The organism is Vibrio cholerae, assembly GCF_008369605.1.
Classification (GTDB): domain Bacteria; phylum Pseudomonadota; class Gammaproteobacteria; order Enterobacterales; family Vibrionaceae; genus Vibrio; species Vibrio cholerae.
In genome coordinates this window covers 2,380,356-2,397,420 of record NZ_CP043554.1, presented here as the reverse complement: position 1 = coordinate 2,397,420, position 17,065 = coordinate 2,380,356, and the positions used below count along the sequence as shown (strand labels likewise).

Sequence of the window (17,065 nt, the reverse complement as noted above, 5' to 3'; positions counted from 1 at the left end):
CATTTAATAGTGGGGCGGATTGCGCCCCAAACTCGCTATGCTGCTTAAGCACTACGCTTAACAGGCGGCGTGCGACTGGAACCACCTACATAAGCGAAGCGTATTTTGAGTAAATTTGCCGAGCGACTACAAACAGTTGCAAACAAACCAGAAGTATTTCAAAAGTTTAGCCGTGGATTGGAGCGCGAATCGCTGCGTTACACGCCGGAAGGTGCTCTCACGCAAACGCCACACCCGAAAGCACTGGGAGCGGCATTAACTCACCGTTGGATCACCACAGATTTTGCGGAGTCCTTGCTGGAGTTCATCACCCCTGTCTCGCATGAAGTCGATACTCTGCTGGCGCAGATGTCGGATATTCACCATTTCGCGCAGACCAAGCTGGGCGATGAAAAACTTTGGCCTCTCTCCATGCCTTGCTACGTTGGCAGTGAAGAGGGGATAGTGCTGGCACAATACGGTTCGTCGAACACTGGAAAAATGAAAACCTTGTACCGTGAAGGGCTCAAGCGTCGTTATGGCAGCCTGATGCAGATTATTTCCGGAGTACATTTCAATTTTTCATTCCCAGAAAGTTTCTGGGATGCCTTGTTTGGTGAGCAAGAAGAGTCGGCTCGTCAAGCGAGTAAATCTGCGGCCTATTTTGGTGTCATTCGTAATTACTACCGTTTTGGTTGGCTGATCCCATATCTGTTTGGCGCTTCCCCCGCACTCTGCTCGTCTTTTTTACAAGGTCGCAAAACCGATCTGCCGTTCGAGTCTATTGGTAAAACCTTGTATCTGCCTTATGCCACCTCGCTGCGTCTAAGCGATTTGGGCTACACCAACAGCGCGCAAAGTGTGCTGCAAATTGGTTTCAATAGCATAGAGCAGTATCTGCAAGGGTTGAATGAAGCGATCCGCACCCCCTCAGCCGAGTTTGCCAAACTGGGTGTGAAAGTAGAGGGAGAATATCGCCAGCTCAATAGCAACGTACTGCAAATTGAAAATGAGCTGTATGCGCCGATTCGTCCGAAACGTGTGACACAAAGTGGCGAGCGGCCTTCGCAAGCCCTAGCGCGTGCAGGGGTGGAATATATTGAAGTGCGCTCGCTCGATGTGAACCCATTTAGCCCGATTGGAATTAATGAAGATCAGGTTCGTTTCCTCGACCTATTCTTAGCATGGACAGCGCTGTCAGATTCTGATCCTATGGATGGCTGTGAACTGGCTTGTTGGCGCGACAACTGGCGTAAAGTGGTACTGGAAGGTCGCAAGCCTGGCTTAGAACTGCAAATTGGCTGCCATGGTGAAGTGTTGACCTTGCAAGCGTGGGCGAAGCGTGTGTTTGCCGATCTGCGTGTGATTGCTGAAACTATGGATGCCGCTCTCGGCGGCGATGCCTACCAAGCGGTGTGTGCCAAACTAGAGACTTGGATCGAAAATCCTGAGCTGACGCTCTCGGCACAAATCCTAGCAGAAATTAAACAGCACGGCGGCTTAGGTAAAACAGGCTGCGCGTTAGGTAACGAGTACCGAGCGGTCAATTTACAGCACCAATACCAGTTCTACTCACAAGATGAGATGGAGCAGGAAGTCCGCCGCTCAACTCAAGCCCAAGCCGACATTGAAGCGAAAGAGACGCTCAATTTTGATGCTTACCTAACGCAATATTTTGCCTATACCCTTCCTACTTGAAGCTGCAGCGGTGTTGGCTACGTTCGTTCACCCCAATCACATAGTTTGCCTATGCTCATGGGGATTATGAGAGCCATCCTTGGCTCTCACCAAAGGCAGCCGATGGCTGTGCAAATTTGTTCCAGACAAATTTGTCACTTACTTGTCGCCTACCTGCAGCTCCAAGTCGTTTGGGTATACTGACAGGCGGTGAGTTAATTTAGTTTTAGTGGTGCGCAGTAAGCGAGCCAGAAAGGGAGAAAGGAAATGCCATTATTAGACAGTTTTACCGTCGATCATACCCGTATGAATGCACCGGCGGTGCGTGTTGCCAAAACCATGCAAACCCCAAAAGGGGATACGATTACCGTATTTGATTTGCGTTTTACTATGCCAAACAAAGATATCTTGTCTGAGCGCGGTATCCATACTCTAGAGCATCTCTACGCGGGCTTTATGCGCAATCACCTTAACGGCAGCCAAGTGGAGATCATCGATATTTCACCAATGGGTTGCCGTACAGGTTTCTACATGAGCTTGATTGGTGCGCCGACAGAACAGCAAGTGGCACAAGCATGGCTAGCCGCAATGCAAGATGTGTTGAAAGTCGAAAGCCAAGAGCAAATTCCTGAGCTGAATGAGTACCAGTGCGGCACTGCGGCGATGCACTCGCTCGAAGAAGCCAAAGCGATTGCGAAAAACGTGATTGCGGCAGGTATTTCGGTTAACCGTAACGATGAGTTGGCGCTGCCCGAATCTATGCTCAATGAGCTCAAGGTTCACTAAGTCGGTTCTGTACACGTTAAAAATACAAAAGCCCGAAGTTGAGTTCGGGCTTTTGTTTGAGTGCTTAACTTAAACCAAGCTGACTTTGGTTTTTCTTGGGTAAACTTTGACCAACTTAATCCGATTCTCTTCCAGCTCGAGGATTTCCATTTTGTGCTGTGCCACTTTCACACTCAGATGGCTCGCTGGGATCTCTTCAAGGTGCTCCAAAATCAAACCGTTTAAGGTTCGTGGTCCATCGGTAGGAAGCTTCCATTTTAGGCTCTTGTTAATGTCACGAATATTGGCGCTGCCTTCAATCAAGAAACTGCCATCACCTTGTGGAGTAATTTCATCGGCCAAGCTTGGAGACATGGATGTGGTAAATTCACCGACAATCTCTTCCAAAATATCTTCGAGCGTGGTTAAACCAATGATTTCACCGTATTCATCCACGATTAAACCAATGCGTTCTTTATTACGTTGGAATTTGAGCAGTTGAACGTTAAGCGGAGTACCTTCAGGGATAAAGTAAATCTCATCCGCAGCGCGCAGCAGCATCTCTTTGTTAAAGTCGTTCTTCTCAAGCATAAAGCGTGAGGCTTCACGTAAACGCAAAATCCCGACCACTTCGTCAATCTTGTCACGGTACAGTACGACTCGCCCATGTGGTGAATGGACTAACTGACGCACAATCGACTTCCAATCATCATTGATATTGATCCCCGTTATCTCATTACGCGGGATCATGATGTCGTTGACGGTGACGTGTTCTAAATCGAGGATCGACAGCAGCATATCTTGGTGGCGGCGAGGGATGAGTCCTCCCGCTTCATTCACCACAGTACGTAACTCTTCTGAGCTTAAATGATCGCCTTTGCCATGTTTCGGCGAGATGCCGAGAATACGGATCAAACCATTGGTCATCAAGTTAACGAACAGCACCAAAGGTGAAAGCAGCTTCATCAAAATCGTCAGTAACACGCTGCTGGCGTAAGAGACTCGCTCTGGGTAAAGCGCGGCTAGAGTTTTAGGCGTGACTTCGGCAAACACCAGAATCACTAAAGTTAAGGCCCCCGTGGCAATTGCGACACCTAAATCGCCATACAGGCGCATACCGATAATGGTGGCAATCGCAGAGGCGAGGATATTGACGAGGTTGTTACCAATCAGGATTAAGCCAATCAAACGATCTGGACGATCCAGTAGCTTTTCAACACGTTTAGCACCTTTATGGCCGCTGTTGGCCAAATGCTTTAAACGGTAACGGTTGAGAGCCATCATGCCGGTTTCAGAACCGGAGAAATAGGCGGAAATAATGATGAGACACGCGAGTAGCGCAAATAAGATACCCGTTGATATGTCGTCCAAAACGCGAATTTTCCTTATGACAGAGTTCTAATTAAAGGCTGAATGTATTGCGAGTGTCAAATGACAGCTCGATGAATCTTGTTCAGCGCAGAATGATTTCACGTACAAAACGGCTACCGAAGTAAGCCAAGGTGAGTAACGTAGCGCCTGCGACCGCAAACCAAGTCACTTTTTTACCGCGCCAGCCTTTACGGTAATGACCCCAAAGCAAAATAGAATATACAATCCATGCGACAAACGAGAGGATGCCTTTATGGGCTTTGCCTTGGGCAAACATATCTTGCACAAAGATAAAACCAGTCAACAAGGTACCTGTGAGCAGCAAGTTACCAATCAAAATGATCTTAAATAACTGACGCTCAACCAGCAGCAGAGGCGGTAAATTAGGGTTGATAGAGAAGACTTTTTTACTTTTCAGCTTATGGTCGAGCCAAGCAAGCTGCAGCGCATACAAGGCTCCGATGCTCAATGTTGAATAAGAAAATAGCGCTAAAGAGATGTGCAGCAGCAGTTTGGGATCACTTTCCAAATGGGTAATAAAAGTTCCCGGTAAGAATGTGGCTGCAGAAAGGTTAATGGCAGAAAAACTGTAGGCAACAGGCAGCAAAAACCAGAGGCGAGTTTTGAACATGGCTAAGCTCATCGCTAAAGAGATGATGAAGCTAATCAAAGAAGCCACATTAAGGATACTCAGGTTTTGCCCACTGCTGTGTAGGATCAAATCACTCAGTAACCAGCCATGAAACAGCAGTGCAATCGCTGCACTGATAAACACGGTTTTTGCTCGGATCCCGGTTTGATTGACCAGCCCGGGTACGATGGTCGCAATCGACAAGAGATATAACATCGCCGCGGCAATCGCGATTAAGTTGTCCATACCTGCCACATAGATAAGGGTTAAGTGGGCGAATTATACCTTGCTCTGTGCTAATGGGCTACTTTGTATCACCTTCGTTTTTGAGAGGTTAGAGCACAAAATATGGCTCAAAATGATATTCGTGAATGTGAGCATTGGGTAACGGGTATGCCTGCCCGTTTGTCTAAGGTATACTCACGCCAATTTATCGCCGCTTAGCGAAGAGAAAAAAGATGTTTGAGAATTTAACCGATCGATTGTCCAAAACGCTGAAAAATATCAGCGGCAAAGGTCGTCTTACTGAAGACAACATTAAAGATACCCTGCGCGAAGTGCGCATGGCGCTGTTAGAGGCGGACGTTGCGCTGCCTGTCGTTCGTGATTTCGTCAATCGCGTTAAAGAAGGCGCGGTGGGGGTCGAAGTTTCCAAATCTCTGACTCCGGGTCAAGAGTTCATCAAAATCGTCCGCCAGCAACTTGAAGCTGTGATGGGCGAATCCAACGAAGCCTTGAATCTTGCCGCTCAGCCTCCAGCGGTTATTTTGATGGCCGGTTTGCAAGGTGCGGGTAAAACCACATCCGTTGGTAAACTCTCTAAGCTCCTAAAAGAGCGTGATAAGAAAAAAGTGTTGGTGGTTTCCGCTGACGTGTATCGCCCTGCGGCGATCAAACAGCTCGAAACCCTAGCCAACGATTTAGGCGTTGATTTCTTCCCATCATCACCGGATCAAAAACCGATCGATATCGCGAATGCCGCAATTGATCACGCCAAGAAGAAATTCTACGACGTATTGATTGTCGATACCGCAGGTCGTTTGGCGATTGATGAGCAGATGATGGCGGAGATCCAAGCGCTGCATAAAGCGATCAATCCGGTTGAAACCCTGTTCGTGGTCGATGCCATGACGGGTCAAGATGCCGCCAATACCGCGAAAGCCTTTGGCGATGCATTGCCACTGACCGGGGTGATTCTAACCAAGGTCGATGGTGATGCCCGTGGCGGTGCAGCGTTGTCGGTACGCCATATTACCGGTAAACCGATTAAGTTTATCGGTGTCGGCGAGAAAACCGATGCCTTAGAGCCTTTCCATCCGGATCGTATTGCTTCACGCATTCTTGGTATGGGCGATGTACTGTCGCTGATTGAAGATCTGCAGCGCAACGTTGACCAAGAGAAAGCCGAAAAACTCGCGAAAAAATTCAAAGAGAAGAAAGGTTTTGATTTAGAAGACTTTCGTGAGCAGTTAGGTCAGATGAAAAACATGGGCGGCATGATGGGGATGCTCGATAAACTGCCCGGAATGTCTCAACTGCCTGCGGATATGAAAGACAAAGTGGATGATCGCGTTTTCAAACAGATGGAAGCCATCATCAACTCAATGACCATGAAAGAGCGTCAAAACCCAGACCTCATCAAAGGCTCACGCAAAAAGCGGATTGCTGCGGGTTCCGGTACCCAAGTGCAAGACGTAAACCGCCTGCTCAAGCAATTTACCCAGATGCAGAAGATGATGAAGAAAATGCAACAAGGTGGCATGAAAGGCATGATGCGTAACATGCAAGGCCTGATGGGCGGCGGTGGCCGTGGTGGTTTCGGCGGCGGTTTCTTCGGTCGTTAATTCACTCGCACGCAACCGCTTGAGTGTTCAGTGAACTTTCCAATTTGTTAACTGAATCACGGTAATTTGTAGCGCTTTAAGCTGGCGAAAAAGTAGCTAAACCCCTTGCAAAGCCTCGGAATAAGAGTAAAATCCCGAGGCTTTATTTTGGCACGAGACCCTAAACTGATTTTGTGAATTTTTTGCAAAGTGGTTTTCGGGGTTAATTTTATTTTTGAAAAGCAAAGAGGACGACATGGTAACCATTCGTTTGGCACGTCACGGCGCGAAAAAGCGTCCATTCTATCAAATCGTTGTAGCTGACAGCCGCAACTCAGCAACTGGCCGTTTCATCGAGAAAGTAGGTTTCTTTAACCCTACTGCTACTGGTCAAGAAGAAGGCCTGCGTCTAGACCTAGATCGCGTGAACCACTGGGTTTCACAAGGCGCATCTCTGTCTGATCGCGTAGCACAGCTAGTTAAAACCGCTCAAAAAGCGGCTTAATTATTACTGTTAAGTAGTAACTAGTTTATGTCGATGAAAGGTAAAGAGACGATGAGCAAGCAAAACGAAAAATTGGTTGTGGGAAAATTAGGTTCTTCTTACGGCATTCGTGGCTGGCTTAAAGTTTTTTCCTACACAGACAATCCAGAAAGTATTTTTGATTACAGCCCTTGGTATATTGACCAAAAGGGCGAGTGGGTGGAATACAAAGTAGAAGGCTGGAAACGCCACAACAAAGGTTGGGTGGTAAAACTTCAAGGGCTTGATGTCCGCGAAGATGCACATCTGCTGACTAACTTTGAAATTGCCATTGACCCCGCATCACTACCAGAATTGTCAGAAGATGAGTTCTACTGGCGTGAATTGTTTGGAATGCAAGTAGTGACCACTAACGGCTACGACCTTGGCGTGGTAACCGATATGATGGAAACAGGCTCCAACGATGTTCTCGTGGTGAAAGCGAATCTGAAAGATGCTTTCGGCCAAAAGGAACGGTTAATTCCGTTTCTTGAAGAGCAAGTGATCAAAGTTGTTGATCGCCAAGCTCAACGGATCGAAGTTGACTGGGATCCTGCGTTTTAACTCTTAAAATCGAATAAGCGAGGAAACATGTGGGTTGGCATCGTTAGCCTATTTCCTGAAATGTTCCGCAGCGTTACCGATTTTGGAGTAACAGGTCAGGCGGTTAAAAAAGGGTTGTTGTCAGTTGAAGCGTGGAATCCTCGTGATTTCGCTCATGACAAACGTCGCACTGTCGATGATAAACCCTACGGTGGCGGTCCCGGCATGTTGATGATGGTGCAACCTTTGCGCGATGCCATCCATGCTGCGAAACAAGCGTCACCGGGTAAGACGAAAGTCATTTACCTCTCTCCGCAAGGTCGAAAACTCGACCAACAAGGTGTGGAAGAGCTGGCGCAAAACCAGAATCTGATTCTGATTTGCGGTCGCTATGAAGGGGTAGATGAACGCATTATTGAATCTGAAGTTGACGAAGAATGGTCAATTGGTGATTTTGTAATGACGGGTGGGGAACTCCCAGCCATGACGTTGATTGATTCTGTCTCGCGGTTCATTCCGGGAGTATTAGGGGATTTCGCGTCAGCAGAAGAAGACTCTTTTGCCAATGGTTTGCTGGATTGCCCTCACTACACGCGTCCCGAGGTATTGGACGGAAAAGAAGTGCCAGCGGTACTGAAATCCGGCAATCATGAGGACATTCGTCGTTGGCGACTCAAGCAGTCGCTTGGCCGTACCTGGCTTAGAAGACCGGAGCTCCTGGAAAACCTAGCTCTGACTGACGAACAGGAACAATTACTGACCGAGTACATTAAAGAGACTCGTCATCAGTAACCTATTAAATTTAGTATCAGTTTATTCTAGGAATTTAGACAATGAGTAACATCATCAAGGCTCTAGAACAAGAGCAAATGAAACAAGACCTGCCTCAATTTGCACCAGGCGACACTGTTGTGGTTCAAGTTAAGGTAAAAGAAGGTGACCGTGAGCGTCTACAGGCTTTTGAAGGCATCGTAATCGCAATCCGTAACCGTGGTCTGCACTCAGCATTCACCGTTCGTAAAATCTCTAACGGCGAAGGTGTTGAGCGTACGTTCCAAACTCACTCTCCAGTAGTTGATAGCATTGAAGTTAAACGTCGCGGTGCAGTACGTCGTGCCAAACTGTACTACCTGCGTGACCTATCTGGTAAAGCTGCTCGTATCAAAGAGAAGCTGGCTAAGAAGTAATGCTAGAACTCTCGTTCTCGTAGTAAAAAGCGGAGCCCAAGGGCTCCGCTTTTTTGTGCTCCATTTTTTAACGTCGAGGTCTCATCGTCGATGAGTGGAACCTTTCAGAATCACACTCGTCTAATCACGAGTGTCTTCACCAATCGTAACTGGGAGTACAATCTCTTCACCCTTACGCAGTAGGGTGAAATCCACCACAGTGCCGGGGCGAAGATCGGTGACGGTATCTGTGACATTCTGGCGACCATTAATTTTTTTACCGTCGATTTTCAGCAAAATATCTTGCTCCAGAAAGCCTGCTCGGGCTGCGGGTCCATTCGGGTCAACCCCTAAAATAATGATCCCACCGACATGCTCATTCCCCAGCAAACGTGATGTCATCGAGTTAATATCTTGACCGTCGACGCCAATATAACCGCGGATCACGCGGCCATCAGCAATGATTTTGGTCATAATTTTACTGGCCAAAGAGTAGGGAATCGCAAACGAAATCCCGTAAGTTTCGAGATCGGTGGCTTGTTGAAAAGAGGCGGTATTGATGCCGACCAGTTCACCTTGGGTATTGACCAATGCACCACCTGAGTTGCCGTCATTGATTGCGGCATCAGTTTGAATAAAGGCTTGGCGACCATCAGCGCTGATGGATGAACGTCCGGTAGCCGAGATAATTCCGAAAGTCGTGGTTTGCCCTAAGTTGTAAGGGTTACCAATCGCCAACACCACGTCCCCGACTTTGGGATGGTAATCTGGATTGAGTGGAATTACCGGTAAGCCTGTGCCTTCTACGCGTAATACGGCAATATCGGTACGGCGATCTTTTCCCACCAATTGTGCTGCTGCGGCTCGCCCATCTTGTAGAGCAACGACAATTTGATCGGCCTGCGCGACGACGTGGTAGTTGGTGATGATGTAGCCTTTTTCGCTGACAATGACACCGGATCCTAAACCTTGAATCGAGAGTTTACGGCGATCATTTTCGCTGTATTTACGGTTATAAATATTGACGACGGCAGGGGCGGCTTTGCGTACCGCTTCATTAAATGAGATTTGTAGAGCGCCGATGTTGCGTGGTTGTTCGACAACGGGCATTAATTTGGCGCGTAGTGAGGGTGTCACCATAATAATGGCAATCGCAGCCAACAACCCAAGGCTGATTGAGCGAACCCAAAATTTCAGCATAGTTTCCCCAACTCAATATTGACTAAATTCCTCACTGCGAGTGGGCAAGAATAACACTGGAAAGGCATTTCGCCAAAGTTGCATCTGTAGCTTATGAATAAGTTTTTGTGCAAGTTTGGGGATTTTTTGAGGGAAAGAAAGCGTTACCGCTCAATGAGCGGTAACGCTGAGTGATAATTAACGAACAACCAAGTAAAGCGTTCTCTCTCCACGTTGGATATTCAATGCCAAAATATTCGGTGATTTTTCCATAATCGCACGCAACTCGGCGATATTTTTCACCCGCTTACGATTCACGCCAATGATAATGTCGTCTTTTTGTAGCTGGTAAGATTCAGCGGCAGAGCCTTTTTGAACCTCAGTAACTTTAACGCCCTGAATAGGATCGCTGTCAGTGGTGTTGCTTAACTCCGCGCCGCTCAAACCTTGATGCAGTGATTCTGCTTTGGTCTTGGCATTTTGCTGCTCCCCAAGCGTTACATCAATATTTTGATTCTTACCATCACGCAGCACTCCAAGAGTAATGGTTTTTCCTGCGCCTAGGGTCGCGACTTTCGCGCGTAGCTCAGAGAAGGTATCGATTTTTTTACCATTCAGCGACGTAATGATGTCACCCGCTTTGATGCCCGCTTTGTCCGCAGCACTGTCAGGAACCACTTGGCTGACAAAAGCACCTTTTGAGGATTCATAGCCGAGCGCGTCAGCCAGTTCGGAAGTGATTTCACCGCCTTGCACGCCCAGCATGCCGCGTTTAACTTCACCAAACTCAAGAATTTGATCGGTCAGATTTTTCATCATATTGGATGGGATAGCAAAACCTATACCGACGTTACCACCGTTTGGACCAAGGATCGCGGTGTTGATACCGATGAGTTCACCATTAAGGTTAACCAGAGCGCCCCCTGAGTTGCCGCTGTTGATGGCGGCATCGGTCTGGATGAAGTTTTCAAAGTTTTCGATATTCAAACCACTACGCCCTAACGCTGAGACAATGCCAGAGGTCACTGTTTGCCCTAAGCCAAATGGGTTACCGATGGCCACTGCAAAATCACCGACTCGCAGTTTATCGGAGTCCGCGATACGGATCTCGGTGAGGTTTTTCGCTTTGTTTAGCTTGAGCAAGGCGACATCAGACATCTCATCACCACCGACAAGTTCTGCATCAAACTCGCGACCGTCATACAGTTTGACGCGAATTTTTTCAGCACCATTAATGACATGGTAGTTAGTAACGACATACCCTTTATCAGCGCTAATGATGACCCCAGAACCTAAGCCACGGAAAGGCCGCTCTTGGAGTTGTTCGGTCGGAAAATCCGGTCCGAAGAAAAAACGAAACTGATCCGGCAGACGCTGTCTTGAAACTTGAGTCCCTTCCACAGCAATGCTCACCACGGCGGGTGTGACTTTTTCAAGCATCGGGGCTAGGCTAGGAATCTGCTCTCCATTGACTGAGAGAGGAAGCGCTGCAGTTGCAGGCAAAGGCGAGAGAATCGCGCTCAAACTAAGAGACAGAGCAGTTAAAACAAGTAAAGGTTTTTTCATCATAAGCTCCTCAACAAATTAACGTCCGGTTGAAGTAGAAAATATGTCCATTTCAAGAAACTTCAACTGACAGTCTGTGAGTTATGACTCAAAAACCTTTACAAAGTTCACCGTAAAGTAGCGGGAATCGATTAGCTGGCTTTGGCGTTAAGCAAATCCGCTGAGCGAATGATCGCTTTTTCTTCACCGCGCAAAAGTCCTGTGGCACCCAATGCATAATCTTTAGGTGGTTGTTCGAGCTCTTCTGGCTGTTTGCTCTCTTCTTTTTGCTGAGCCAATTTACTGAATGGGTTATCTTGCTCAGGTAAATTGGGGATCAAATCGGTGGCGGTTTTCGCCATGTGTTGATACAGCTTAGTGTAATCTTTTCCTAGGGTATCGAGCATTTCTGCTGTCTGCGCAAAGTGATCAGACAGTTCTTGGCGCTGTTGCTCTAAGGTGAATTTTGCGCTCTCGAGTTCTTTTTGCAGGTTCTTCTGCGTCTTATATTGAGGGGTAGTCAAACGAGCAATCAGCATCCCGACAGCAATCCCCACTAGCAATCCAGCAATGGCATAGATCCAAGGCATAACAGCTCCTTATTGTTGTTATTTAACATGTTTTTTACCCATCGGTTACACATGTACGAGGGACATGTTACTATGAGACCCAAGTTGGATAAAGCAAAATGCACGTCAGCTATTTTGCGTTTATGGCTCTCCTTGTAACTGTAGTAGACCAAGATGACTCCGAAGCAGCGATACGAAAAAGATTTACAACGCACTGATTTTTATAGTGATGAAGCACAGGCACGTGCCGTCGATGCCTTAGATAATTTGTATCACCAATGGCTAAATTACCTCAATCAGCCAGTGGTACGACCTTCTGTATGGCAAAAGCTCATCGGTAAGAAGCCAACAGTGACGCAACAGCCACAAGGTCTCTATATGTGGGGAGGTGTCGGACGCGGCAAAACCTATCTTATGGATACTTTTTTTGAAGCCTTGCCGACAGAAAAGAAGCTTAGGGTTCATTTTCATCGCTTTATGTATCGGGTGCACGATGAATTACGCACCTTATCAGACGTCAGTGATCCACTTGAAATTGTGGCTGATCGCTTTTGTGCTGAGGCAAACATTATCTGTTTTGATGAGTTTTTCGTCTCGGATATTACCGATGCGATGATCCTTGGAACTCTGTTCGAGGCCTTATTTAGACGCGGTATCGTATTGGTAGCCACTTCGAATATTGCCCCCAAGGATTTGTACCGCAATGGGTTACAGCGAGCCCGATTCCTACCTGCAATTGCGTTGGTGGAAACGCATTGTCAGATCCTAAATGTAGATAGTGGTGTCGATTATCGTTTGAGAACCTTACAGCAAGCGGAAATTTATCATTACCCTTTAGACAGTAAAGCGACCGATAACCTACAGCGTTACTTCCAGCAGTTGATCAGCTCAGAGCAGACTCCAGAGACGCAAATCGACGTTAATCACCGAATGATTACGGTTGAAGCAGCTGGAGACGGAGTATTGTATGCGACCTTTGCCCAGTTATGCCAAACGGCACGTAGCCAAAATGACTATATTGAGCTGTCGAAAATTTATCACACCGTGCTGCTGGCGGATGTCAAACAGATGAACAAAAGTAGCGATGATGCCGCGAGGCGCTTTATTGCGCTGGTGGATGAGTTTTATGAGCGACATGTAAAGTTAGTTATTTCTGCTGAAGTGCCCCTTACCGATCTGTATACCGATGGTTTGTTAGAATTTGAATTTAAACGCTGCCAATCACGCCTAATTGAAATGCAAAGTCATGATTACTTAGCGAAGGAGCACTTGGGCTGAGCACAAAATGGCTTCCCCTATAAGGCGTGGATTTTTTTTCTCTTTTCATGCAAAAAAAGGTGATTTTTTCTGCGCCCTTCTCTATAATCCTGCGACCCACCGTTACTGCAGGTCCTTTGTGGCCGAGAGTGCCACCCACTCGAAGGGGTGATGACTGGGCTCTTAGACAGTGGGAGCGAAAGCTCCTTGAAGTGTAAATTTAAATTAACGGGTTATTATTAGCATGAAAACTTTCGTTGCTAAACCAGAAACTGTAAAACGCGACTGGTACGTTGTAGACGCTGAAGGTAAAACTCTTGGCCGTCTAGCAAGTGAAATTGCATCTCGCCTACGTGGCAAACACAAAGCTGAATACACTCCACACGTTGACACTGGTGATTACATCATCGTTGTTAATGCGGAGAAAGTTACTGTTACAGGTAACAAGGCTAAGAACAAGATGTACCACCGTCACTCTGAGTTCCCAGGTGGCCTGAAGTCATTCAGCTTCGAGAAGCTGATTGAGCGTAAGCCAGAAATGGTACTTGAGTTAGCGGTTAAAGGTATGTTGCCAAAAGGTCCTCTAGGCCGTGCTATGTACCGTAAGCTGAAAGTTTACGCTGGCGCTGAGCACAACCATGCTGCTCAACAACCAAAAGTACTGGACATCTAATCGGGGATTTCGGAAATGGCAGAGAATCAATACTACGGCACTGGCCGTCGCAAAAGCTCAGCTGCTCGTGTTTTTATTAAACCAGGCAGCGGCAACATCGTAATCAACAAGCGTAGCCTTGAAGAGTACTTCGGTCGTCCAACTTCTTGCATGGTTGTTAAGCAACCTCTTGAACTGGTTGACATGGTAGAGAAACTGGATCTGTACATCACTGTTAAAGGTGGTGGTATTTCTGGTCAAGCAGGTGCTATCCGTCACGGTATCACTCGCGCTCTGATGGAATACGATGAGTCTCTACGTCCTGTTCTACGTGCTGCTGGCTACGTTACTCGTGACGCTCGTCGCGTTGAACGTAAGAAAGTGGGTCTACGTAAAGCACGTCGTCGTCCACAGTTCTCTAAGCGTTAATTTTTCCTTTTGGAAAAATACGCTCCAGTGTTACTGGATGTGGTTCAAAAACCCGGCTTTATGGCCGGGTTTTTTACATCTCAAGGTCTGCTTGGCAGATTCCTAATTCCCCTCTTCTCAATACTCGATAAATAAGTTGTTCCTTTTGTGATGCCGCGAGCGATTTGAATTGACAAATGTTACAGAAAGGTAGCTTTATCTTGTCAAAAAGTAGGGTTTTATTTATCATTTGCTATCAAATAAATACAAAATAAACTCGTGTTTGTTAGCCTTGCTCTTTAAACGGAATAAGCAGGATCCATAAGGAGCAAATGGGAGAATGTCTGGATGAGTAATGCGCCTCTAAATCAAGGCCGCAGACGATTTCTGACCGCTACAACGGCCGTTGTGGGTGGTTTAGGAGCCGTTGCGGTTGCCGTACCTTTTATAAAATCGTGGAACCCGAGCGCGAAAGCAAAAGCGGCCGGTGCCCCTGTCGAGGTTGAAATCAGTAAACTCGAAGAAGGGCAGATGGTTCGTGTTGAATGGCGTGGTAAGCCTGTTTGGGTGGTTCGTCGTTCACAAGCTGTCGTTGAAGGTTTGAAAAGTCACGAAAACCAACTTCGTGATCCGAATTCTGACGAGCTACAACAGCCTAATTATGCTCAGAATCCTTACCGTTCGATTAAGCCTGAGTACTTTATCGCAGTCGGTATTTGTACTCATTTGGGTTGCTCACCAACTTATCTTCCAGATTCTTTTTCTGAGCAAGTCCAAGGGGTTAAGTCTGGATTCTTCTGTCCATGTCATGGTTCAAAATTTGATATGGCAGGGCGAGTATTCCAAGCTGTTCCGGCACCACTAAATCTTGTTATCCCGCCGCACATGTATCTCAGTGATACGCGGATCGTGATTGGTCTTGATGAGACAGGGGAGGCATAATGCAAGCTCTACTTGATTGGGTAGAAAAACGCCTACCTGCCATGAATGCGTACAAAAAACACCTTTCAGAATACCCAATGCCAAAGAACTTTAACTTTTGGTATCTGTTTGGTTCGCTTGCGATGTTGGTTTTGGTCAACCAACTTCTGACTGGTATTTGGTTAACCATGAACTATGTGCCATCGGGAGAGGGCGCTTTTGCTTCGATTGAATACATCATGCGTGATGTGGAGTACGGTTGGTTATTGCGTTACATGCATTCAACCGGGGCTTCTGCATTTTTCGTGGTGGTTTATCTGCACATGTTCCGTGGCTTAATTTATGGATCATACCAAAAGCCTCGTGAGCTATTGTGGATCTTCGGTATGCTGATTTTCCTTGTGTTGATGGCAGAAGCCTTTATGGGCTACTTGTTACCTTGGGGACAGATGTCTTACTGGGGCGCACAGGTAATCATTTCGCTGTTTGGAGCAATTCCGGTTATTGGTGATGATCTCACACTATGGATCCGTGGTGACTATGTCATTTCCGGTGCCACACTAAACCGTTTCTTCGCCTTGCATGTGATTGCGTTGCCAATCGTATTACTGCTTTTGATCGTGCTGCATATTCTGGCTCTGCACGAAGTTGGCTCAAATAACCCTGATGGTATTGAGACCAAATTGCCAAAAGGTTCAATGGGTGAAGGCTACGAATCACAGTTTAAATTCCATGAGTACTACACTAAGAAGTACGACATTATCGATTCGATCCCATTCCATCCTTATGGCACGGTGAAAGATTTAATTGGTGTTGCGGGATTCTTATTCTTGTTCTGCTATGTGTTGTTCTTCAATCCAGAGATGGGGGGATACTTCCTTGAGCCGCCCAACTTTGAAGCAGCTAACCCACTGAAAACACCAGAACATATTGCGCCTGTTTGGTACTTTACGCCGTTTTACGCCATCTTGCGTGCGGTTCCAGATAAGCTGCTAGGGGTTATCGCGATGGGGGCGTCGATTGTTGTATTGTTCCTGTTACCTTGGCTGGATCGTTGTAAGGTTCGTTCTTACCGTTATCGTAGCAAATTCCATTTATTCAATATTGCTCAGTTCACTGTAAGCTTTATTGCCTTAGGGATTTTAGGCGCGCTACCTGCAACTCCAACTTACACACTGTTGGCTCAGATATTTAGCTTGTGTTACTTCATGTTCTTTGTGTTGCTGTTCTTCTACAGCAAAAACGAAGCCACTAAGCCATTACCAACAAGGGTGACATACAAATGAAAAAATGGATTGTAGTTTTGTTTGCTATGCTGCCTTCACTGGCGATGGCGGCTGGAGCAAATGTGCATTTAGATAAAGCGAATAACGATTTGACGGATCAGGCTTCGCTACAAAATGGTGCCAAGCTGTTTATGAATTACTGCTTTGGTTGCCATTCTACTCAATATCAACGTTATGAACGGGTTGCCAATGATCTTGGCATCCCAGCTGATTTAATGAAGGAAAACCTGATTTTTGATCCTGAGACCAAAATTGGTCAATTGATGGAAAATGCGATTCCCGATAAATCGGCAGCGAAATGGTTTGGTGCGCCACCACCAGATTTGACACTGGTTGCTCGTGTGCGTGGAACCGATTGGTTGTATACCTATTTGCGCTCATTTTACACGGATCCTTCACGTCCTTTTGGCGTGAATAACATTGTGTTTCCAAGCGTAGGTATGCCCCATGTTCTTGAAGAGCTTCAAGGTACTCCTGAGCCTATTTTTGAAACCAAAGTCGTCGATGGCAATGAGGTTCAACATGTGGTTGGCGTGAAGTCACGTGGAAACGGTGAATTGAGTGAAGGGGAATATAACCAAGCAGTACGTGACTTGGTGAATTTCTTGGAATATTCCGGTGAGCCGATGAAGCTTGAGCGCCAAAACTTAGGCTGGTGGACAATGGGTTTCTTAGTGATCTTCACCATTGTCGTTGTCGCACTCAAGAAAGAGTATTGGCGTGATGTGCACTAATTGTGCTATTATGCTGCGCTAATTCCCGATTGTTAA

The 17,065-nt window shown here is 46.7% G+C and carries 18 protein-coding genes; 13 read left to right on the top strand and 5 right to left on the bottom strand.

What is annotated here, in order from left to right; all coding sequences use genetic code 11:
- The first annotated feature begins 105 nt into the window (after window positions 1-105).
- Window positions 106-1,677 (top strand): glutamate--cysteine ligase, encoded by a 1,572-nt coding sequence (gene gshA, locus F0316_RS11075; protein WP_000032609.1) that lies wholly within the window; start codon window positions 106-108, stop codon window positions 1,675-1,677.
- Between the two features lie 246 nt (window positions 1,678-1,923).
- The gene (gene luxS, locus F0316_RS11070; RefSeq protein ID WP_001130227.1) at window positions 1,924-2,442 is read left to right on the top strand and encodes an S-ribosylhomocysteine lyase; all 519 of its coding nucleotides are present in this window, start codon (window positions 1,924-1,926) and stop codon (window positions 2,440-2,442) included.
- Between the two features lie 69 nt (window positions 2,443-2,511).
- On the opposite strand, the gene F0316_RS11065 is transcribed toward luxS, so the two are convergent.
- Both F0316_RS11065 and F0316_RS11060 read right to left on the bottom strand, forming a co-directional pair.
- Window positions 2,512-3,792, bottom strand: coding sequence for an HlyC/CorC family transporter (locus F0316_RS11065; RefSeq protein WP_000340990.1), 1,281 nt, complete (start codon window positions 3,790-3,792; stop codon window positions 2,512-2,514).
- Between the two features lie 82 nt (window positions 3,793-3,874).
- Window positions 3,875-4,669: a cytochrome C assembly family protein gene (locus F0316_RS11060; RefSeq protein ID WP_000369278.1), complete on the bottom strand. Its 795-nt coding sequence runs from the start codon at window positions 4,667-4,669 to the stop codon at window positions 3,875-3,877.
- Between the two features lie 212 nt (window positions 4,670-4,881).
- Between F0316_RS11060 and ffh the strand changes: the two genes are divergently transcribed.
- The 5 genes from ffh to rplS all read left to right on the top strand — a co-directional run bounded on the left by ffh (window position 4,882) and on the right by rplS (window position 8,499).
- Entirely contained in the window at window positions 4,882-6,267 is a 1,386-nt protein-coding gene (gene ffh / locus F0316_RS11055) for a signal recognition particle protein (protein ID WP_000462715.1), read from the top strand.
- Window positions 6,268-6,502: 235 nt separating this feature from the next.
- Window positions 6,503-6,751 carry a 30S ribosomal protein S16 gene (gene rpsP, locus F0316_RS11050; RefSeq protein WP_000256449.1) on the top strand — a complete coding sequence of 83 codons (249 nt, stop codon included), beginning with the start codon at window positions 6,503-6,505 and terminating at the stop codon, window positions 6,749-6,751.
- Window positions 6,752-6,778: 27 nt separating this feature from the next.
- Complete coding sequence (gene rimM, locus F0316_RS11045; RefSeq protein WP_000061906.1) at window positions 6,779-7,333, top strand: ribosome maturation factor RimM; 555 nt, start codon at window positions 6,779-6,781, stop codon at window positions 7,331-7,333.
- Window positions 7,334-7,360: 27 nt separating this feature from the next.
- Entirely contained in the window at window positions 7,361-8,104 is a 744-nt protein-coding gene (gene trmD, locus F0316_RS11040) for a tRNA (guanosine(37)-N1)-methyltransferase TrmD (RefSeq protein WP_000270017.1), read from the top strand.
- A gap of 41 nt (window positions 8,105-8,145) precedes the next feature.
- Window positions 8,146-8,499, top strand: a complete 354-nt coding sequence (gene rplS / locus F0316_RS11035) for a 50S ribosomal protein L19 (protein WP_000065250.1) — start codon at window positions 8,146-8,148, stop codon at window positions 8,497-8,499.
- A 120-nt stretch (window positions 8,500-8,619) separates the two neighbouring features.
- On the opposite strand, the gene degS is transcribed toward rplS, so the two are convergent.
- The 3 genes from degS to zapG form a co-directional block, all read right to left on the bottom strand.
- Entirely contained in the window at window positions 8,620-9,678 is a 1,059-nt protein-coding gene (degS, locus tag F0316_RS11030) for an outer membrane-stress sensor serine endopeptidase DegS (protein ID WP_000911599.1), read from the bottom strand.
- A gap of 177 nt (window positions 9,679-9,855) precedes the next feature.
- Window positions 9,856-11,223 carry a DegQ family serine endoprotease gene (locus F0316_RS11025; protein WP_000743136.1) on the bottom strand — a complete coding sequence of 456 codons (1,368 nt, stop codon included), beginning with the start codon at window positions 11,221-11,223 and terminating at the stop codon, window positions 9,856-9,858.
- 131 nt (window positions 11,224-11,354) lie between these two features.
- Window positions 11,355-11,792 (bottom strand): Z-ring associated protein ZapG, encoded by a 438-nt coding sequence (zapG, locus tag F0316_RS11020; RefSeq protein ID WP_001145863.1) that lies wholly within the window; start codon window positions 11,790-11,792, stop codon window positions 11,355-11,357.
- Window positions 11,793-11,945: 153 nt separating this feature from the next.
- On the opposite strand from zapG, the gene zapE reads away from it, so the two are divergent.
- The 6 genes from zapE (at window position 11,946) to F0316_RS10990 (ending at window position 17,029) form a co-directional block, all read left to right on the top strand.
- Window positions 11,946-13,049: a cell division protein ZapE gene (gene zapE, locus F0316_RS11015; protein ID WP_149560476.1), complete on the top strand. Its 1,104-nt coding sequence runs from the start codon at window positions 11,946-11,948 to the stop codon at window positions 13,047-13,049.
- A gap of 223 nt (window positions 13,050-13,272) precedes the next feature.
- The gene (gene rplM / locus F0316_RS11010) at window positions 13,273-13,701 is read left to right on the top strand and encodes a 50S ribosomal protein L13 (protein WP_000847599.1); all 429 of its coding nucleotides are present in this window, start codon (window positions 13,273-13,275) and stop codon (window positions 13,699-13,701) included.
- A gap of 15 nt (window positions 13,702-13,716) precedes the next feature.
- Window positions 13,717-14,109, top strand: a complete 393-nt coding sequence (gene rpsI / locus F0316_RS11005; RefSeq protein ID WP_000829823.1) for a 30S ribosomal protein S9 — start codon at window positions 13,717-13,719, stop codon at window positions 14,107-14,109.
- Window positions 14,110-14,436: 327 nt separating this feature from the next.
- A complete protein-coding gene (gene petA / locus F0316_RS11000) occupies window positions 14,437-15,030 on the top strand; it encodes a ubiquinol-cytochrome c reductase iron-sulfur subunit (protein WP_000063600.1) in 594 nt (197 codons plus the stop codon).
- Complete coding sequence (locus F0316_RS10995) at window positions 15,030-16,295, top strand: cytochrome b (RefSeq protein ID WP_001148353.1); 1,266 nt, start codon at window positions 15,030-15,032, stop codon at window positions 16,293-16,295. Before petA ends, F0316_RS10995 begins: the two co-directional genes overlap by 1 nt.
- Window positions 16,292-17,029: a cytochrome c1 gene (locus tag F0316_RS10990; RefSeq protein ID WP_000758871.1), complete on the top strand. Its 738-nt coding sequence runs from the start codon at window positions 16,292-16,294 to the stop codon at window positions 17,027-17,029. Before F0316_RS10995 ends, F0316_RS10990 begins: the two co-directional genes overlap by 4 nt.
- The last annotated feature ends 36 nt before the right edge of the window (window positions 17,030-17,065 follow it).